At 72.9% G+C, this 19,259-nt stretch carries 19 protein-coding genes; 17 read left to right on the top strand and 2 right to left on the bottom strand.

What is annotated here, in order from left to right; all coding sequences use genetic code 11:
• The first annotated feature begins 112 nt into the window (after positions 1-112).
• A complete protein-coding gene (locus tag ABIB37_RS00225) occupies positions 113-631 on the top strand; it encodes a dihydrofolate reductase (protein WP_354255205.1) in 519 nt (172 codons plus the stop codon).
• On the opposite strand, the gene ABIB37_RS00220 is transcribed toward ABIB37_RS00225, so the two are convergent.
• On the bottom strand, positions 618-2,192 hold the full coding sequence (locus ABIB37_RS00220) for a cell wall-binding repeat-containing protein (protein WP_354255202.1): 1,575 nt from the start codon (positions 2,190-2,192) through the stop codon (positions 618-620). The genes ABIB37_RS00225 and ABIB37_RS00220 overlap by 14 nt on opposite strands.
• Positions 2,193-2,364: 172 nt before the next feature.
• Between ABIB37_RS00220 and dapA the strand changes: the two genes are divergently transcribed.
• From dapA to dapF, 16 genes are all read left to right on the top strand, one after another.
• Positions 2,365-3,336 carry a 4-hydroxy-tetrahydrodipicolinate synthase gene (dapA, locus tag ABIB37_RS00215; protein ID WP_354255199.1) on the top strand — a complete coding sequence of 324 codons (972 nt, stop codon included), beginning with the start codon at positions 2,365-2,367 and terminating at the stop codon, positions 3,334-3,336.
• Between the two features lie 95 nt (positions 3,337-3,431).
• Positions 3,432-5,105, top strand: coding sequence for a ribonuclease J (locus tag ABIB37_RS00210; protein ID WP_354255197.1), 1,674 nt, complete (start codon positions 3,432-3,434; stop codon positions 5,103-5,105).
• Positions 5,106-5,221: 116 nt separating this feature from the next.
• Complete coding sequence (locus tag ABIB37_RS00205) at positions 5,222-6,373, top strand: efflux RND transporter periplasmic adaptor subunit (RefSeq protein ID WP_354255194.1); 1,152 nt, start codon at positions 5,222-5,224, stop codon at positions 6,371-6,373.
• The gene (locus ABIB37_RS00200) at positions 6,370-7,071 is read left to right on the top strand and encodes an ABC transporter ATP-binding protein (RefSeq protein WP_354255192.1); all 702 of its coding nucleotides are present in this window, start codon (positions 6,370-6,372) and stop codon (positions 7,069-7,071) included. The genes ABIB37_RS00205 and ABIB37_RS00200 overlap by 4 nt, the downstream gene beginning before the upstream one ends.
• Positions 7,068-8,279: an ABC transporter permease gene (locus ABIB37_RS00195; RefSeq protein ID WP_354255189.1), complete on the top strand. Its 1,212-nt coding sequence runs from the start codon at positions 7,068-7,070 to the stop codon at positions 8,277-8,279. Before ABIB37_RS00200 ends, ABIB37_RS00195 begins: the two co-directional genes overlap by 4 nt.
• Positions 8,280-8,330: 51 nt before the next feature.
• Positions 8,331-11,150 (top strand): FtsK/SpoIIIE family DNA translocase, encoded by a 2,820-nt coding sequence (locus ABIB37_RS00190; protein ID WP_502914001.1) that lies wholly within the window; start codon positions 8,331-8,333, stop codon positions 11,148-11,150.
• Between the two features lie 35 nt (positions 11,151-11,185).
• Positions 11,186-11,785, top strand: a complete 600-nt coding sequence (pgsA, locus tag ABIB37_RS00185) for a CDP-diacylglycerol--glycerol-3-phosphate 3-phosphatidyltransferase (RefSeq protein WP_354255186.1) — start codon at positions 11,186-11,188, stop codon at positions 11,783-11,785.
• Positions 11,782-12,321: a CinA family protein gene (locus ABIB37_RS00180; protein WP_354255183.1), complete on the top strand. Its 540-nt coding sequence runs from the start codon at positions 11,782-11,784 to the stop codon at positions 12,319-12,321. Before pgsA ends, ABIB37_RS00180 begins: the two co-directional genes overlap by 4 nt.
• A gap of 121 nt (positions 12,322-12,442) precedes the next feature.
• The gene (locus tag ABIB37_RS00175; protein WP_354255180.1) at positions 12,443-12,772 is read left to right on the top strand and encodes a helix-turn-helix domain-containing protein; all 330 of its coding nucleotides are present in this window, start codon (positions 12,443-12,445) and stop codon (positions 12,770-12,772) included.
• 10 nt (positions 12,773-12,782) lie between these two features.
• Positions 12,783-13,004, top strand: coding sequence for a DUF3046 domain-containing protein (locus tag ABIB37_RS00170; protein WP_123697523.1), 222 nt, complete (start codon positions 12,783-12,785; stop codon positions 13,002-13,004).
• 159 nt (positions 13,005-13,163) lie between these two features.
• Positions 13,164-14,234, top strand: coding sequence for a recombinase RecA (gene recA, locus ABIB37_RS00165; RefSeq protein ID WP_123697524.1), 1,071 nt, complete (start codon positions 13,164-13,166; stop codon positions 14,232-14,234).
• Positions 14,231-14,821 carry a regulatory protein RecX gene (locus ABIB37_RS00160; RefSeq protein ID WP_354255176.1) on the top strand — a complete coding sequence of 197 codons (591 nt, stop codon included), beginning with the start codon at positions 14,231-14,233 and terminating at the stop codon, positions 14,819-14,821. The genes recA and ABIB37_RS00160 overlap by 4 nt, the downstream gene beginning before the upstream one ends.
• 82 nt (positions 14,822-14,903) lie before the next feature.
• Complete coding sequence (locus ABIB37_RS00155) at positions 14,904-15,374, top strand: hypothetical protein (RefSeq protein WP_354255173.1); 471 nt, start codon at positions 14,904-14,906, stop codon at positions 15,372-15,374.
• 40 nt (positions 15,375-15,414) lie between these two features.
• On the top strand, positions 15,415-16,890 hold the full coding sequence (gene miaB / locus ABIB37_RS00150; RefSeq protein WP_354255171.1) for a tRNA (N6-isopentenyl adenosine(37)-C2)-methylthiotransferase MiaB: 1,476 nt from the start codon (positions 15,415-15,417) through the stop codon (positions 16,888-16,890).
• Positions 16,887-17,795, top strand: a complete 909-nt coding sequence (gene miaA, locus ABIB37_RS00145; RefSeq protein ID WP_354255168.1) for a tRNA (adenosine(37)-N6)-dimethylallyltransferase MiaA — start codon at positions 16,887-16,889, stop codon at positions 17,793-17,795. The genes miaB and miaA overlap by 4 nt, the downstream gene beginning before the upstream one ends.
• Positions 17,792-18,658, top strand: coding sequence for a diaminopimelate epimerase (dapF, locus tag ABIB37_RS00140; protein WP_354255165.1), 867 nt, complete (start codon positions 17,792-17,794; stop codon positions 18,656-18,658). Before miaA ends, dapF begins: the two co-directional genes overlap by 4 nt.
• On the opposite strand, the gene ABIB37_RS00135 is transcribed toward dapF, so the two are convergent.
• Positions 18,642-19,253 (bottom strand): class I SAM-dependent methyltransferase, encoded by a 612-nt coding sequence (locus tag ABIB37_RS00135; protein ID WP_502913999.1) that lies wholly within the window; start codon positions 19,251-19,253, stop codon positions 18,642-18,644. The genes dapF and ABIB37_RS00135 overlap by 17 nt on opposite strands.
• Between the last annotated feature and the right edge of the window lie 6 nt (positions 19,254-19,259).

The following is a 19,259-nucleotide window of genomic DNA, read 5'->3' as shown; positions in this document are numbered from 1 at the left end:
TACGGCGAGGGATGCTGAGGAAGACTCTAAGCGTGCGGATGCGGAAACTCTGCCGGATCGGATCACGGTTCGGTCACGAAGCGCCGAGGCGCCCTCGCGTACGGTGGAGCTCGTGACACTCGGCATGATCTGGGCGCAGGCGCGCGACGGCGTGATCGGCGACGAGGGCGACATGCCCTGGCGGCTGCCGGAGGACATGGCGCGCTTCAAGGCGATCACCACGGGGCACCCGGTCGTGATGGGCCGCCGCACCTGGGAGTCGTTCCCGGAGCGCTTCCGCCCGCTGCCGGACCGCGACAACATCGTCATCACCTCCGACCACGACTACGTCGCGCCAGGTGCCCGCATCGTGCGGAGCCTCGACGACGCACTCGAGGCCGCGCGCTTGATCGACGACGAGGTGTGGATCATCGGCGGCGGTCGCGTCTATCGCGACGCCCTCGACCGCGCCGACCGGCTCGAGGTCACCGACATCGACCTCGACGCATCCGGCGACACGACCGCGCCCGTCGCGGATGCCTCGTGGCGCGAGGTCGCGCGCGACCCGGCCGAGGGGTGGCACGTCAGCCGCACCGGCCTCCGCTACGCCTACCGCACGCTCGAGCGGGCCGCGCAGATCACCGGAACCTGAGCGTCCAGGAGTCCTCGGCCATGACGCCGAGCACCGAGGGGCCCGCGCGCAGGTGGCCCGAGGTGGTGAACGGCTCGCAGCACGCCGAGAACGGCCACTCCTGCGACGCGTAGGGGCCGGCGACCTCGCGCACGCCGAAGAACGAGGCACCGCTGCCGCTCGCCTCGACCGTGCGGGCGACGCCGCCGTACAGGTACACGGCGTCCGTGCTGCCGCTCGCCGAGCCGGTCAGCACCGGCGCGCTCGTGAGGTCGCTCACCTGGATCGTCCACGAGCCGTCCGACGTCACCTCGAGGAAGCGGGCAGGCGTGTCGCGGCTGTCCACCGCGAGCAGCGCCGTGCCCGCGTAGGCGCCCGTGATCGACAGCGGCAGGTCGACGAGCTGCTGGCCGGCGTCGAGCGCGCCGATCTGGTTCATCCCGGCGCTCGGCATGCTCGCGCGGATCTGGGCGAACGGGATGCCCGCGCCGAGGTCGATCACCCGGTCGCCGGTGCCGCTGTAGGAGCGGGCGGCGAACCTGCCGTACGCATCGCCGACCTCGTCCGCGAGCGTGCGGGGGCACGGCCCGAGCGACAGCGACGCGTTGCTGATCGTGGTCGCAGTGCCGAGGCCGATGACGCGGGTGATGCCGCGCTGGGTCGCCTCGCCCTGCAGCATGTCGGCGATCGCCGCGTTGCACGTGCCGGTCGTCAGGTACATGGGCACGCCGCGCAGCGAGGCGTGCACGGCCCCCGAGAGGGCGTCGGGGAAGTTGCTGCCCGTGGTGAGCAGCATCGTCGGCTCGGCGGGGGTCGCGGCGAACGCGTCGTTGATGATGCGGGCGGTCGTGTAGCGGTCCTGCCCGGCGTAGCGCGTGACGGATGCGGTGCCGGCGCCGCGGAGGGCCTGCGCGTCGGCAGCGCTCACCGAGGGCTCGCCGCCCGCGATCCGCACGTGCCTGCCGGTGACCGCGGGGCGCACGCGGTCGACCCACGCCTGTGCCGACGCGGCGTCGGAGGCGTGGTGGTCGAGCACGACCGCCGCTCGTGCCCGTCCGGCGACGGATGCCGCCACGAGCGCGTCGGGGAAGTCGAAGCCGGAGGCGACCCAGACGGTGCTGACCGCGCCGCGCGACGCGAGCCGGTCGAGCAGCCGCAGCGACGTGTCGACGCGGTCCACGCCGCCGATGCGGCTGATGCGCGCGCCGCTGATGCCTGCCGCCTGCGTGGCGACGGCGGCCGAGACGGAGGCCTCCGAGCCGACGACCACGATCTCGGTCGGCCGGAGCTCGCCGATGCGCTCGGCCACGATGGCCGGGAGTCGGCCCGGCGCGGTGAGCAGCAGGTGCGCCCGCTCTGCGGCCGCGACCGGGCCGGCGGCGAGCGCGTCGGGGAACTTCTCGCCGTTGGCGAGGAACACCGTGGTGCCGGCGTTCGTGGCGCGCGAGATGGCGACGCTCGTCGCGTAGCGGTCCGCACCGGCATAGCGCTCGGTCGTCACCGCCTCGGCAGGAGCGGCAGCGGTGGTGAGACCGGCGACCACGAGGGCGAACGCGGCGGCGATGGAGACGAGGGCGCGCATGGCTGTCCTTGATGCTGAGGCGATGGTGCGGTGATCCTGCGCTTGCGGCGATGTGCAGCCTGCGCATGATCTGCTACCAGTGTCGCATGCGAACGATGTTGCAGAATTGCGTTTCCTGCATCTCTGCAACGGCCCCGAGAGCGCCGCACGCACGGCGCGATACCCTGGCAGGGTGAATGCCAATCCCTTCGGCCAGGTGCTCGTCGCGCTCGTGACGCCGATGGGCGTCGACGGCGAGGTCGCCTGGGACGACGTCGAGCGGCTCATCGACGACGTCGTGACGAACGGCGCCGACGGCATCGTCGTCTCCGGCACCACCGGCGAGACCTCGACGCTCACCGACCCCGAGAAGATCCGGCTCGTCGAGGTGGCGAAGGCCGTCGCGGGGGACCGGGCGAAGATCATCCAGGGCGGCGGCTCGAACGAGACCGCGCACGCGGTGGACCTCTACCGCCAGGCGGAGCTCGCGGGCGCCGACGGCGTGATGATCGTGACGCCGTACTACAACAAGCCGACGCAGTCGGGCATCCTCACGCACTTCCGGATGATCGCCGACGCGACCGACCTGCCGGTCATCCTGTACGACATCCCCGGCCGGTCCGGCATCCCGATCCGCTTCGAGACGCTCGTCCGCGCCGCGAAGCACCCGAACATCCTCGCCGTGAAGGACGCCAAGGGCGACTTCGCCGAGGTGAGCCGCGTGCTCAACCAGACCGACCTGCTCTACTTCTCGGGCGACGACGCGAACGTGCTGCCGCACCTCGCGATCGGCGCCTCAGGCCTCATCGGCGTGACCGCCAACATCGCCCCGCGCCCGTACCGCACCATGATCGACGCGGTCAACGCGGGCGATCTGCACACGGCGCAGGAGCAGCACAAGGCGCTCGAGCCGCTCGTGCGCGCCACCATGACGCACGTGCCCGGCACGGTCGCCAGCAAGTACATCCTCCACGGCCTCGGCCGCATCGGCAGCCCGCGCGTGCGCCTGCCGCTCGTCGGCCCCGAGGACACCGAGGCCGCGCTCATCGAGGACGAGATCGCCCTCGTCCGGGGCGTCGACGGCCTCGACCTCAGCCGCTTCCGCCCGGACCGCAACGCGGCCGCCGGCGGGGCGCTCCCCAAGGTGCACGGCACCACGCGATAGCCCGGAGGCTCCGCCCCGCAGACCACAGCGCGCCCGGCGTGCGCACCCCACCACATCCGCTCGCCGCACGGCGGGCTCCATACGAAGGAGGGCCATTGACGGCCATCACCCAGCCTGCCCCGCTCGAGGCAGGCACGCTCCGCATCCTCCCGCTCGGCGGCCTCGGCGAGGTCGGCCGCAACATGACGGTCTACGAGCTCGACGGCAAGCTGCTCATCGTCGACTGCGGCGTGCTCTTCCCCGAGGAGCACCAGCCCGGCGTCGACCTGATCCTGCCCGACTTCGGACCGATCCGCGACCGCCTCGACGACGTCGTCGGCGTCGTGCTCACGCACGGCCACGAGGACCACATCGGCGCCGTGCCCTACCTGCTGCGCCTCAAGGCCGACATCCCCCTGCTCGGCTCGCAGCTGACGCTCGCCCTCATCGAGGCGAAGCTCAAGGAGCACCGCATCAAGCCCTACACGCACACGGTGCGCGAGGGCCAGATCGAGCAGCTCGGCCCGTTCGAGACCGAGTTCATCGCGGTGAACCACTCCATCCCCGACGCGCTCGCGGTCGCGATCCGCACGCGTGCAGGGCTCGTGCTCCACACCGGCGACTTCAAGATGGACCAGCTGCCGCTCGACGACCGCATCACCGACCTGCGCGCGTTCGCGCGGCTCGGCGAGGAGGGCGTCGACGCGTTCCTGGTCGACTCGACGAACGCCGACGTGCCGGGCTTCACCGCGCCAGAGCGCGAGATCGGCCCGGTCATCTCGCAGGTGATCGCCAAGACCACCGGCCTCGTCGTCGTCGCCTCGTTCTCGAGCCACGTGCACCGCGTGCAGCAGGTGCTGGACGCCGCGGCCGAGAACGGCCGGAAGGTGGCGTTCGTCGGCCGTTCGATGGTGCGCAACATGGGCATCGCCGCCGAGCTCGGCTACCTCAAGGTGCCGGACGGCGTCGTCATCGAGCAGAAGCGTGCCGAGAACCTGCCGCCGCGCGAGGTCGTCTACATGTCGACCGGCTCGCAGGGCGAGCCGATGGCCGTGCTGAGCCGCATCGTGAACGGCGAGCACCGCATCGAGGTCGGGGCGGACGACACCGTCATCCTCGCCTCGAGCCTCATCCCGGGCAACGAGAACGCGGTCTTCCGCATCATCAACGGGCTCATGCAGCTCGGCGCGAAGGTCGTGCACAAGGGCTCGGCGAAGGTGCACGTCTCCGGCCACGCGTCCGCTGGCGAGCTGCTCTACTGCTACAACATCCTCGGACCCGCGAACGTCATCCCGGTGCACGGCGAGTACCGCCACCTGCACGCGGCGGCGCAGCTCGCGATCGACACCGGCGTGCCGCGCGAGCGCGCGTTCGTGGGCGAGAACGGCACGGTCTGGGACCTCAAGGACCACCGGATCCGCGTGGCCGGCCAGGTCGAGATCGGGTTCGTCTACGTCGACGGCTCCTCCGTCGGCCGCATCGACGAGGCCGACCTCAAGGACCGCCGGATCCTCGCCGAGGAGGGCTTCATCTCCATCTTCATCGCGCTGGAGCCGCAGACCGGCAAGGTCATCGTGGGGCCGGAGATCCACGCCCGCGGCTTCGCCGAGGACGACAAGGTCTTCGACGAGATCCGCCCGAAGATCGTCAAGGCGCTCGCCGAGGCGGGGGAGCAGGGCGTGCGCGACCAGCACCAGTACCAGCAGGTCGTGCGCCGCACGGTCGGCCGCTGGGTCGGCACGCGCATCCGCCGCCGCCCGATGATCGTCCCGGTGGTCATCGAGGCCTGATCGGAAGCGAGCCGATCTCATCCTGCAGGAGGAGGTCGGCGGAGGCGCCCCGTCCTAGCGTATGGACAGGGGCGCCTCTGCATCTTTGCTGGCGCCGCAGCCGAGAGGACGACGCCGTGCCGGATCAGCACCACCCCGACGCCCTCGACGCGCCCGCCGCGGCCGCGCCGGCGCACGCCGAGCCGTCCGCTCGCGAAGCGCGCCGAGCGACGACGCGGCAGCGACGGCTCGAGCGCCTCGAGCGGAAGCAGCTGCACAGGGCCGAGCGCGCCGCCCGCGGGCCCGGTGCCTGGCGCACCTGGGTGCTGCCGGTGCTGAAGCTCGCGGTGGGTGCCGTGATCGCTCTCGCGCTCGTGAAGCTCGCCTTCTTCCCCGCGGGCGAGACCGCGATCGCCGACGACGCGTTCCCGGGCGCGGTCTTCGAGGAGCCCACCGCCGGGGTCGAGCGCGGCTCGATCGAGAACGCGGTGTCCGTCGCCGGCTCCGTCGTGCCGGTCGAGTCCGTGCCGGTGCGCTCCACCCGCTCGGGCACCGTCGCGAGGATCGTCGCCACGGACGGCCAGCAGGTCGCCGCCGGCGACGTGCTGTACACCGTCCGCGTCGAGACGCAGCCGCAGCCGGCCGCGGATGGCACCGTCGGACCGCCGACAGCGCGGGTCTACAACGTCACGGCGCCGGCCGCGGGCACGCTCACCGGGTTCGCGCTGCTCGTCGACCAGGGCGTCGACATCGCGACCGAGACCGGCGCCGTGCAGCCCCCGCAGCACCTCGTGCGCGCCTCCGTCGGCGCGGCGGAGCAGTACCGGCTCACGAGCCGGCCGGAGACCGCGACAGTCACGATCGAGGGCGGGCCGGCGCCCTTCGAGTGCGGCGGCGTCACGATCGCGCAGCCGACGGGCGAGGCGGCGGCGACGGGCGAGAGCGCGACCCTCAGCTGCGCCGTGCCGGACGACGTCCGCGTCTTCGTCGGCCTCGCCGCCAGCATCGAGCTCGTCGCGGGCTCCGCCGACGACGTGCTGCTGCTGCCCACGACGGCGGTGCTCGGCAGCGCGGACGCGGGCATCGTCTACCGGCCGACGGCGTCGGGGGAGCCGGAGGAGGTGCGCATCGAGCTCGGGCTCACCGACGGCACGCGGGTCGAGGTGCGCTCGGGGCTGGCGGAGGGCGACCAGGTGCTGCAGTTCGTGCCCGGCGCCGCCGATCCGTGCGCCGATCCCGTGACCGCCGACCCCATGGTGTGCGGCTTCGGCGGCGGGTTCGCGCCGTGACGCTCCTGCACCTGCGCGGTGTCACGCGGCAGTTCGCGACGATCGACGGCCCGGCCCTGCAGATCCTGAAGGGCGTCGACCTCGACGTCGCGGCGGGGGACCGGGTGTCGATCGTCGGCCGCTCCGGCTCGGGCAAGTCGACGCTGCTCAACCTCCTCGGCCTGATCGACCAGCCCACGACCGGCGTCGTCGAGCTCGACGGCGAGCCCGTCGCCCTCATGCGGGGGCGGAGGCGCGACCGGCTGCGCGGCGCGAGCGTCGGCTTCGTCTTCCAGCAGTTCAACCTCATCGAGGGCCTCACGGCCGCCGAGAACGTCGCGGTGCCGCTGCACTACGGCGCCGGCCGGGCGTACTGGCGACGAGCCCACCTCGCGCGCGAGATGCTGCACCGGGTGGGGCTCGGCCACCGGCTCGACACGAGGGCGACGCACCTCTCGGGCGGCGAGCAGCAGCGGGTCGCGATCGCCCGGGCGCTCGTGCGGCGGCCTCGCCTCATCCTCGCCGACGAGCCGACCGGCGCGCTCGACATCGAGACGGGTGCCCGCACGATGGACCTGCTCGACCGGGTGGCGACCGACGCCGGCGCCGCCCTCGTCACCATCACGCACGACCTCGCGGTCGCGAGCCGCGCACGCCGTGTGCTGCAGCTCGTCGACGGCCGCCTGCAGCCCCACGAGCGCGTCGAGGTGCCGGCATGACCGACGTGGCCGCCGCCATCCAGGACGCCTGGACCGAGCTCCGCATCCACCGGGGGCGCGTGCTCATGAGCCTCATCGGCGTGACGGTCGCCATCGCCGCGCTCACCGCGTCCGTCGCGGTCGGAGAGCTGGCTCGCTCGACGCTGCTCGTCTCGATGGAGGCGAGCGGCGGCAGGCCAGCGACGGTCACCATGTACGTCACCCCGGCTTCCACCGACGCCCCGTCGGCCGAGCAGCACCTCGCCGCGCTCGGCGCCATCGACGCCGCCGTCGAGCGCTACCGGGTCGAGTACGCCAGCGCCCGCACGAGCGCCTCCCTGACGATCGGCGGTCAGGGGATGGGCGTGCAGGTCGAGGGCGTCGACCCCGACTTCGCGGTCATGCGGCATCTGGGCGTCGCGGACGGCAGGTTCCTCGTCGAGAGCGATCGCGCGCGCCTCGCGCCTGCGGTCGTCGTCAACCGGGGCGTGCTCGACGCGCTCGGCGGCGGCGGCATGGACGCGCACCGCACGGTCGAGCTGGGCGGCACGACGGCGGTCGTCGTGGGCGTCGTCGACCGCGGGCTCGGCGATGACTGGCCGCAGGCGTGGATGCTGCCGACCGACGTCGTGCGCGTCGCCGATGCGGCGGGCCAGGCGGGAATGATCTCGGGCATGCAGCTCGAGGCGTGGGTGCCCGAGTCGATGGCCGACGACGGCGTGCGGATGCTCTCGCAGGACATCCGCTCCGCCCTGCCCGGCAGCTCCGTGGACGGCAACCGCCAGGACTGGCAGGCCTTCGAGGGCTACGACCCGCTGCTGCCGCTGCAGCTCACGCTCGTCGGCACCGCGGTCGTCATCCTGCTGCTGGGCGCGCTCGGGCTCATCACGGTGGCCGTCGTCTCGATCCGCCAGCGCGTCCGCGAGCTCGGCATCCGACGCGCCTTCGGCGCCTCGCGCAGCCGCATCTTCGTCGCCGTCATGCTCGAGTCCGTGGTCGGCACGGTGGTGGCGGGCGCGACCGGCATCGCCATCTGCATCTTCGCCTACCGGCTGCCGGTCGTGCAGGAGACGCTCACGCAGGGCATCGGGGGCGTCGTCCTCCCCGGATTCCCGATGGGGGCCGCCGTCACGGGCCTGCTCGTGTCGGCCGCGGTCGGCGCGATCGCCGGCAGCATCCCGGCGACGATCGCCGTCCGCTCGAAGGTGATCGAGGCCATCCGCTTCTGATCCGCGGAGCGCCTCCGCGGCGGCGTCGGCGCCCGCGCTTAGGGTGTGCGCATGTCCACGACCAAGCCGACGCGCCCGCGATCGACCAGCGCCGCCTCGAAGGGCAAGGCCGCCACCGCGACCACGAAGGTGCAGCGCACGCGCCAGACCACCGCGCAGCCGACCTTCGAGGACCACGGTCCCGGCCTCGGCCAGCGCGTCTGGATGGGCCTCGCCCACGCCACCGGCGCCGGCGCACGGGTGTTCGGCCGCGAGTCGCTCGCGAAGGAGGAGCGCCGCGACGGCGTGCCGTTCCTGCTGACCCTGCTCGCCATCGCGGGCGCCATCGTGGAGTGGATCCTCCCCACGAGCCCGGTCGCGCAGGCGATCTCCGCCTACACGTTCGGTGGGCTCTTCGGCCAGGTCGCGATCGCGCTGCCGGTCGTGCTCGTCCTGCTGGCGCTCTGGATGTTCCGGCACCCCGCCTCCGTGAGCGACAACGGCCGCGTCGGCGTCGGCCTCGCCATGCTGCTCATCGCCGTCGCCGGCCTCTGCCACGTCGTGCTCGGCATGCCGGACGCCTCGCTCGGCATGCCGGCGCTCGCGGACGCCGGCGGCATCCTGGGCTGGGTCATCTCCGCGCCGCTCGCCGCGCTCCTCACCGGCATCGGCGCCGGCATCATCTGCGGCCTCATCGCCGCCCTCGCGGTGCTCGTCATCACCCGCACCGCGCCCAACCGCATCCCCGACCGCCTCCGCGAGCTCTACGGCTACCTGTTCGGCGTCGAGACGGCGACGCCCGAGCAGCGCGAGGCCGCGCGCCGCGAGCGCCGCGACGCGAAGGAGCTCGCCAAGGCGGAGGCCGCGCAGATCGCCGACGACGAGCTCGTCGACGACCCCGACGCGCTGCCGTTCTGGCGCCGCAACGCCACCGGCCGCGAGGTCGACCCCGCCTACGACACCCCGGTGCTCGTCGATCGCGAGCAGCCCACCACGCACGTCGACCGCGTGCCGGCCGCCGCCGTCGAGCCGCTGCCGGCCGCCGACGCCGACGACCACGACGACTACGCCACCGCGGTGCTCGCCTCGCTCGAGCAGGCCGAGGAGGCGATGCGCAAGCACACCGGCGAGATCGTCGGCGAGGACGAGTCCCTCGAGGTCGCGGATGCCGTGGCGCCGGCAGCGCCCGTCGCGCCCCCGCGCGAGCGGCCCTACCGCCTGCCCTCGATCGCCTCGCTCGGGCAGGGCGACCCGCCCAAGGCGCGCTCGGCCGCGAACGACGAGATCGTCGCCTCGATCACGCAGGTGCTCAGCTCGTTCAACGTCGACGCGAAGGTCACCGGCTTCTCGCGCGGCCCGACCGTCACGCGCTACGAGGTCGAGGTCGCGCCCGGCGTCAAGGTCGAGCGCGTCACGGCGCTGTCGAAGAACCTCTCGTATGCCGTGGCGTCGAACGAGGTCCGCATCCTCTCGCCCATCCCGGGCAAGAGCGCGATCGGCATCGAGATCCCGAACCCGGACCGCGAGATCGTCAAGCTCGGCGACGTGCTGCGCTCGCGCGCGGCCGCCGACTCGAAGCACCCGATGACGATCGGCATCGGCAAGGACGTCGAGGGCGGCTACGTCGTCGCGAACCTCGCGAAGATGCCCCACCTGCTCGTGGCCGGCTCGACCGGCTCCGGCAAGTCGTCGTTCGTGAACTCGATGATCACGAGCCTGCTCATGCGCTCGACCCCCGCCGACGTTCGGATGGTGCTCGTCGACCCCAAGCGCGTCGAGCTCACGGCCTACCAGGGCGTGCCGCACCTCATCACCCCGATCATCACGAATCCCAAGAAGGCGGCAGAGGCGCTGCAGTGGGTCGTGAAGGAGATGGACATGCGGTACGACGACCTCGCGTCGTTCGGCTACAAGCACATCGACGACTTCAACAAGGCCGTGCGCGCCGACGAGATCGTGCTGCCCGCCGGCAGCCAGCGCGCGCTCAAGCCCTACCCGTACCTGCTCGTCGTCGTCGACGAGCTCGCCGACCTCATGATGGTCGCCCCCCGTGACGTCGAGGACTCGATCGTGCGCATCACGCAGCTCGCGCGCGCCGCCGGCATCCACCTCGTGCTCGCGACGCAGCGCCCCTCGGTCGACGTCGTCACCGGCCTCATCAAGGCGAACGTGCCGAGCCGCTTCGCGTTCGCGGTCTCGAGCGTCACCGACTCCCGCGTCATCCTCGACCAGCCGGGCGCCGACAAGCTCATCGGCCAGGGCGACGGCCTGTTCCTGCCCATGGGCGCGAACAAGGCGATGCGCGTGCAGGGCGCCTGGGTCGACGAGGCCGAGATCCAGCGGGTCGTGCAGCACGTCACCGGGCAGGCGCAGCCCGAGTACCGCGACGATGTCGCCGAGGTCGCCGAGAAGCGCGAGATCGACAGCGACATCGGCGACGACCTCGAGGACCTCTGCGCCGCGGCGGAGCTCGTCATCTCGACGCAGTTCGGCTCGACGTCGATGCTGCAGCGCAAGCTGCGCGTCGGCTTCGCGAAGGCCGGGCGGCTCATGGACCTGCTCGAGTCCCGCGAGATCGTCGGCCCGTCCGAGGGATCGAAGGCGCGCGACGTGCTCGTGCCGCCGGACAACCTCGCCACGGTGCTCGCGTCGCTCCGCGGCGAGGGCCCGGCGGCAGCGCCGCGCGCCGCCGCCGCCGCCGCACCCGCGCCCGCGCCGCAGGTCGACAGCACCGACGACGTCGACGACGCTGCAGACGACGACGGCGCCGCCTGGATCGAGGCCGACGACCGCTACGCCGACCCGTTCGACGAGGCGAACCGCGACGGGCTCGAGGTCGTGGAGGCCGACGACGACGACCAGGACGCCTGGTCGCTGACGGGTCGCGACTGACCGACCCGCTCGGCTCGAGTCGGTAGCCTCGCAGCATGGGGATCCTCAGTCCGTGGCGCGGTCGCATCTGGCGGCGCGGCGACGAGCCGGCGAGCGTCGCGAGCGTGCCCAACCTCATCTCGCTCGCGCGCATCCTGCTCACCCCGGTCTTCATCGTCGTCGCGCTCACCAACCCGGAGCCCTCGCTCCCGCGCACGCTCGCGGCCCTGCTGTTCGCCGTGCTGATCGCGACCGACTTTGTCGACGGGCTGATCGCGCGCGGCCGCGGCCTCGTGACCGACCTCGGCAAGCTCCTCGACCCGATCGCCGACAAGGCCATCACCGGCAGCGCGTTCGTCGTGCTCTCGCTGCTCGGCGAGCTGCCCTGGTGGATCACGATCGTGGTGCTCGTGCGGGAGATCGGCATCACGGTGTACCGGCTCGTGGTGGCGCAGCAGGTGGTCATCGCGGCCGACTGGGCGGGCAAGGCCAAGACGATGGCGCAGGCCATCGCGCTGCCGCTCGCGCTGCTGCCGCTGCAGGCGTGGCTGGGGGACTGGGCGGTGTGGGTGTGCGTCGTCACGATGACGATCGCCGTCGCCCTCACGGTCTACTCGGGGATCGAGTTCGTGGTGCACGCAGTGAGAGGACGATGATGGAAGCACAGGAGCTGGCCGCCCGGATCGTCGCGCGAGCCGCGGCGCGGGGCGTGACGATCGCGGTGGCCGAGTCGCTCACCGGCGGCCTGGTCGCGGAGACGCTCGTCCGCACGCCCGGCGCCTCGGTCGTGCTGCGGCTCGGCGTCGTGGCCTACGCGACGGAGATGAAGCAGCGGGTGCTGCACGTGCCGGCGACGCTGCTGGCGGAGCGCGGCGCGGTCGACCCCGACGTGGCGATCTGGATGGCGCGGGGCGTGCGGCAGCTCGCGGCGATCGACCGGTCGGCGTGCACGATCGGGCTCGGCACCACCGGCGTCGCGGGCCCCGGCGCACAGGACGACCACCCGCCCGGCGAGTTCCACATCGGCCTCGAGCTCGAGACGAACGACGGCCTCGTCGCCGAGGCGTCGTCGCACGTCGTGCTCGGCGACCGCGAGGCGGTGCGGCACGCGGCGCTCGAGGCGGCGCTCGCCGACCTCGACGCGGCGCTCGATCGCACCGACCTCGTGATGCACAGCGAATCCACATCGTGACCAGGGGCCGGTGCGGAATGCCGGATGTGACACTGGCGTTGTCAACATCGAGCGGAGCACGGCTGGGCGCAGGGAGCCTGCGACTAGGATGATGCATCCGGCCACGGTGAAGGGGGAGACCATGGTGCTGGTACGACAGGAGATCGGCGACGTCCTGCGTGACGTCCGCCTCCGGCAGGGCAGGACGCTGCGCCAGGTCGCCTCGCGCGCCTCGGTCGCGCTGGGCTATCTCAGCGAGGTCGAGCGCGGTCAGAAGGAGGCCTCGAGCGAGATCCTCGCGTCGGTCGCGGACGCCCTCGAGGTACCGCTGTCGAGGATCCTCCGAGAGGTGGGGGACCGGCTCGCGGTGCTCGAGGGGCTCAGCTACGGCGAGCTCGACTCGATCGGCTCGACGGTGCCCGACACGCTGCCCGACGAGCTCGTGGCGGAGTTCGACGCGGCCGTCCGCTGAAGGAGCGCGGGTGAGGACGAGCGAGCTGCAGCTCGCGGTCACGGAGGAGTTCGGCGCCCTCGGCGCGGTGCTCATGACCGACATGACGCTGGGGAGCCTCGGCGGCCGCACGGCCGCTGAGGCCCTCGCCGCCGGCGTGCCCGCGCGCGCCATCTGGCAGGCGCTGTGCGACGCGAAGGACGTGCCGGCCGAGCGCCGCCACGGTCGCGGGATGCGGGCGCCGCGAGCCTGAGCGGGGTCGCGACACGCCGCCGGTCGTTCGAAGACTCGTTCGATGCGCGCGTAGGCTGATGGGGCACGACGGCACCGTCATCCACAGGCGGGTGCTGGGGCCGCACGCATGTCAGCGGCCCGCCGTAGCGTGAGCGCACCACCGACGGAAGGCCCAGCAATGCCCACACCCGCAGACCGCGAGAAGTCCCTCGAGGCGGCGCTCGCCCAGATCGACCGCCAGTTCGGCAAGGGATCGGTGATGCGCCTCGGCAGCGAGGAGCGCGCACCGGTCGAGACCATCTCCACCGGCTCGATCGCGCTCGACGTCGCGCTCGGCATCGGTGGCCTGCCGCGCGGCCGCATCGTCGAGATCTACGGCCCCGAGTCCTCCGGCAAGACCACGCTCACGCTGCACGCGATCGCGAACGCGCAGAAGGCCGGCGGCATCGCCGCCTTCATCGACGCGGAGCACGCGCTCGACCCCGAGTACGCGAAGAAGCTCGGCGTCGACATCGACGCGCTGCTCGTCTCGCAGCCCGACACGGGCGAGCAGGCGCTCGAGATCGCCGACATGCTCGTGCGCTCCGGCTCGATCGACCTCGTCGTCATCGACTCCGTCGCGGCGCTCGTGCCGCGCGCCGAGATCGAGGGCGAGATGGGCGACAGCCACGTCGGCCTGCAGGCACGCCTCATGTCGCAGGCGCTCCGCAAGCTCACCGGTGGCCTCAACCAGACGCAGACCACGATGATCTTCATCAACCAGCTGCGCGAGAAGATCGGCGTCTTCTTCGGCAGCCCCGAGACGACCGCCGGCGGCAAGGCGCTGAAGTTCTACGCGTCGGTGCGGCTCGACATCCGCCGCATCGAGACGCTCAAGGACGGCACCGAGGCGGTCGGCAACCGCACACGCGTCAAGGTCGTGAAGAACAAGATGGCCCCGCCCTTCCGGCAGGCCGAGTTCGACATCCTCTACGGCATCGGCGTCTCGCGCGAGGGCAGCCTGATCGACTTCGGCGTCGAGCACGGCATCGTCCGCAAGTCGGGTGCCTGGTACACCTACGACGGCGACCAGCTGGGCCAGGGCAAGGAGAAGGCCCGGCAGTTCCTCATCGAGAACCCCGACATCGCGGCCGAGATCGAGCGTCAGATCCTGACGAAGCTCGGCATCGGCGCCGGGAAGCCGGCTGCCGAGGCGCAGGGCAGCGTCGAGTCGCTCGACGCACGCAGGCAGGGGCGCCAGGGCGCGTGAGCGACCCCGATCGCCTGGCCGGCGTCACCGAGCTCTCGGCCTGGGTCGCCCGCGACGCCGAGCGCGACGCGGGCGACTCCGACGACGAGCCGATGGAGCCCGTCGACGAGGAGTCGGCCCGCTCGATCGCCCTGCGCGCGCTCGGGCGCCGCGCCGCGAGCCGGCAGGAGCTCGACCGCACGCTCGAGCGGCGCGATGTCGAGCCGGAGGTGCGGGCCGCCGTGCTCGACCGGCTCGAGGCCGAGGGGCTCGTCGACGACGCGCAGCTGGCGCGCGACACCGCGGAGCGGCTGCGCGAGCGCAAGCACCTGGGGGAGCGCGGCGTGGCGGCGGAGCTGCGCAAGCGCGGCCTCGACCCCGACGAGCTCGACGAGGCGGATCGTGACGACGAGCTCCAGCGCGCGATCGACGCCGCTGCCGAGCGTCGACGCCGCTCGGGGAACCTCGACGACGAGACGGCCGAGCGCCGCCTCACCGGCTACCTGCAGCGGCGCGGCTTCTCCGGCGGCACCGTGCGGATCGCGATCGAGCGCACGAGGCCGCAGCGATCGCGGGGTCGGAGCGCGTCAGGGCCGCGGTTCCGCTGAACGATCGCAAGAACGCGCCGATCGGAAGAAAACTCAGCGCGTGTGCAGGTACGAACGCTCAGCCGCAGGATAGGTTGCTCCCATGAAGACGACCCGCCTCCTCGCTGTCCCCGCCCTCGCCGGCGCCTCGCTGCTCGCGCTGACGGGCTGCATCCAGCTGCCCCCGATCGGCGGCGCACCTGTGGCCACGCAGGCACCGGTCGTCTCCGGCGACCCCGGCTCCGGCGACCCGGGCGCCGGCACCGGCGACCTCGCCGGCACGAGCTGGACCGGTGACTTCAACGGCCAGGTGACCGACATCGCCTTCACCCTCAACGAGGACGGCACGATCGACTTCGCCGACTGGGCCGGCACCGAGTTCGACTCGCCCGGCGACGTGTGGTCGCTGAGCGGTGACACGCTCGACATGACCATCACCCAGATCTCCGTCGACGAGAGCGGCGACGAGACGTTCGACGTCTCGCTCTCCGGCACCGCGACCGACGGCTCGATGAGCCTCTCGGGCGAGGGCACCGACGGGAACACCTACGAGCTGAACGCGACGCAGGGCTGACGAGCGCCGCGCTCGATCGAGCGCGGGTAGCCTGGGCGTCATGTCCGTGATCGCTCCAGCGCGCACCTACGAGGTCAAGACGTTCGGCTGCCAGATGAACGTCCACGACTCCGAGCGGCTGCGCGGCTCGCTCGAGGCGGCGGGCCTGGTCGAGGCGCAGGACGGGGCGCCCGACGTCGTCGTCATCAACACCTGCGCGGTGCGCGAGAACGCCGACCAGCGGCTCTACGGGCACCTCGGGCAGCTCGCGAAGACCAAGCGCGAGCGGCCCGGCTTCCAGATCGCGGTCGGTGGTTGCCTCGCCCAGAAGGACCGCTCGACGATCGTCGAGCGCGCGCCCTGGGTGGACGTCGTCTTCGGCACGCACAACATCGGCTCGCTGCCGACGCTGCTCGAGCGCAGCCGCCACAACGGCGAGGCCGAGGTCGAGATCCTCGAGGCGCTCGAGGTGTTCCCCTCGACGCTGCCGTCGAAGCGGGAATCGACCTACGCGGGCTGGGTGTCGATCTCCGTCGGGTGCAACAACACGTGCACGTTCTGCATCGTGCCGTCGCTCCGCGGCAAGGAGCGCGACCGCAGGCCCGGCGACGTGCTCGCCGAGCTGCAGGCGCTCGTCGACGACGGCGTCGTCGAGGTGACGCTGCTCGGCCAGAACGTCAACTCCTACGGCGTCGAGTTCGGCGACCGCCTCGCGTTCGGCAAGCTGCTGCGGGCCGCTGGCGAGATCCACGGCCTCGAGCGCATCCGCTTCACGAGCCCGCACCCGGCGGCGTTCACCGACGACGTGATCGACGCGATGGCGGAGACGGATGCGGTGATGCCGCAGCTCCACATGCCGCTGCAGTCGGGCTCCGACCGCGTGCTGCGCGCGATGCGGCGCTCCTACCGCTCTGCCCGGTTCCTCGGCATCCTCGACCGGGTGCGCGAGCGCATCCCGCACGCGGCGATCACGACCGACATCATCGTCGGCTTCCCCGGCGAGGCCGAGGAGGACTTCGCCGAGACGCTCCGCGTGGTCGAGGCGTCGCGGTTCGCGTCGGCGTTCACGTTCCAGTACTCGATCCGGCCGGGCACCCCCGCGGCGACGATGCCCGACCAGGTGCCGAAGGAGGTCGTGCAGGAGCGCTTCGAGCGCCTCGTCGCGCTGCAGGACCGCATCGCGTTCGAGGAGAACCGCGCGCAGGTGGGCCGCACGGTGGACGTGCTCGTCTCGAACAGCGAGGGCAGGAAGGACGTGACGACGCACCGGCTCAGCGGCCGCGCCGAGGACAACCGGCTCGTGCACTTCGCGCCCGGCGCCGACGTGCCGCGGCCCGGCGACGTCGTGACGGTCGCCGTCACCCACGCCGCGCCGTTCCACCTCATCGCCGACGACGGCCCGCTCGCGCTGCGGCGCACCCGCGCGGGCGACGCCTGGGATCGCGCGCAGGCCGACTCGTGCGCCGTGCCGGCGCCCGTCCCCGGCGGCGGCCCGCGCCCCGTGTCGCTCGGCCTGCCGGCGCTCCGCGCCACGTGACCCTCATCGCCGTCGTCGGGGCCACCGGCACCGGCAAGACGGCGGCGTCGCTCGACATCGCCGATGCGGTCGCGCGCCTCGGCGGCACGGCCGAGATCGTGAACTGCGACGCGATGCAGCTCTACCGCGGCATGGACATCGGCACGGCCAAGGCGGGCGTCGACGACCGGCGCGGCCATCCGCACCACCTGCTCGACGTGCTCGAGCCCTGGCAGGACGCCGCCGTGCCGGCCTACCGCGATGCCGCGCTGGGAGCGATCGCAGCGATCGAGGCGCGCGGCGCCGTGCCGATCCTGGTCGGCGGCAGCGGCCTCTACGCCTCGAGCGTGCTCTACGACTTCGCGTTCCCCGCGACGGACGCTGCGCTCCGCGCCGACCTCGACGCCGAGCTCGAGGCGTCCGGCGCGGCGGCGATGCACGCGCGGCTCGCGGCCGTCGACGCGAGCGCCGCCGCCGCGATCGGCCCGCACAACGGTCGGCGGCTCGTGCGGGCCCTCGAGGCGGTCACCCTCACCGGCGAGCCGTTCCGCGTGGGGCTGCCGCCCGAGGAGTCGCTCGTGCGGCCGACGATCATCCAGCACGTGCGCGCAGACAGGGCCGAGCTCGTCGAGCGCCTCGACGCACGCGTGGCGCGGATGTGGGCGCTCGGCATCGTCGACGAGGCGCGCGCGCTGCGCGAGGCCGGCATCGAGCGGGGCACGACCGCGCAGCAGGCGATCGGCTACCGCCAGGCGCTCGACCAGCTCGACGGGCGCATCGACGAGTCGGAGGCGGTGGAGCGCACCCAGGCGCTCACGCGACGCTACGCCCGCCGCCAGGTGTCGTGGTTCCAGCGATACCCGGCCGCGCCCCCGATGGACCCGACCGAGCTCGCGCGCCGAGCGGTCGGTAGCCTGGGAGCATGACGCAGGTGATCCCGCAGGGCTTCTCGAAGGGGCACGGGACCGGCAACGACTTCGTGCTGGTCGCCGACGCCGACGGCAGCGCGCCGCTCACGCCGGAGCGCGTCCGCGCGCTCGCCGACCGGCGCTTCGGCGTCGGGGGCGACGGCGTCATCCGCGCGGTGCGCGCGGGCGCCACGGGCGTCGCCGTCCTCGACAGCGCCGCCGAGGGCACCTGGGCGATGGACTACTGGAACGCCGACGGCAGCGTGAGCGAGATGTGCGGCAACGGCGTGCGCGTCTTCGTGCGCTACCTGCTCGAGGCGGGGCTCGAGCAGCTGCCGGACGGCGGCGCGATCGACGTCGCCACCCGCGCGGGCGTCAAGCGCGTCGTGCGTCGCGGCGAGCTGCTCTCCGTCGACCTCGGCCCGTTCGAGCTCGGCGAGATGGCCCTGGTCGCCGCCGACGGGCTCGAGGTCGACCGGCCGGGCCTGCGGGTCTCGACCGGCAACCCGCACGTCGTGGTGGCCCTCGCGAGCGAGGACGAGCTCGCCGGCCTCGACCTGCACCGGGCGCCGTCGCTCGACCCCGCGCCCGTCGACGGCGCGAACGTCGAGTTCGTCGTGCCCGGGGCGATAGCCGACGGCATCGGCTCGATCCGCATGCGCGTGCACGAGCGGGGCGTCGGCGAGACGCTCTCCTGCGGCACGGGCGCCGTCGCCGCAGCGATGGCCACGCGGCACTGGTCGGGCGATGCCGCCGACCGCTGGATCGTCGACGTGCCGGGCGGCCGGCTCGAGGTCGACGTCGACGAGCGCGGCCACGCCTGGCTCACCGGGCCAGCCGAGATCGTCTTCCGCGGAGAGACGCTCAGTCCGGCGCGGTGACGGCGATGATGCGGTACGTCTTCCGGGAGTCGGCGCGCTCGACGTCGAAGCCCTCGAAGCGCTCCGCGAGCCACCGCAGCAGAGAGTCGGCGCCGAGGTGCTTCTGCACCACGAGCCACGCCGTCGCCCCGGGCGCCAGCCGCGGGATCCACCGCTCCAGCATCGCGTGCAGCTCGGCCTTGCCGATGCGGATGGGCGGGTTCGACCAGATGACGTCGAACCGCACGTCGTCCGGCACCAGCTCGGGCGAGGCGGCCGTGATGTTCGATATGCTGAGCAGCTCGGCATTCCGCTCCACGAGCGAGAGCGCTCGCGCATTGACGTCGACCGCCCACACGCGGGCGGCGGGGGAGCGGAGCGCGAGCGTCGTGGCGATCGGCCCCCAGCCGCAGCCGAGGTCCAGCAGCTCGCCGGTCTCGGGGGGTGTGGGCACGGCATCCAGCAGCACCGCGGTGCCGACGTCGAGGCGGTCGCCGGAGAAGACGCCGGTGGCCGTGAGCATCTCCCGCTCTTCGCCCGCGATGGGCACCCGGATCGTCCGGGTGGACGAGGGCGCGGCGGGATCGGGTGAGAAGTAGTGGTCCGGCACGGACACGACAGT

The organism is Agrococcus sp. UYP10, assembly GCF_040547205.1.
GTDB classification, from domain to species: Bacteria; Actinomycetota; Actinomycetes; order Actinomycetales; family Microbacteriaceae; genus Agrococcus; species Agrococcus jenensis.
Note: the sequence above shows the minus strand (reverse complement) of the source record. Positions and strands in the feature narration are given on the sequence as shown.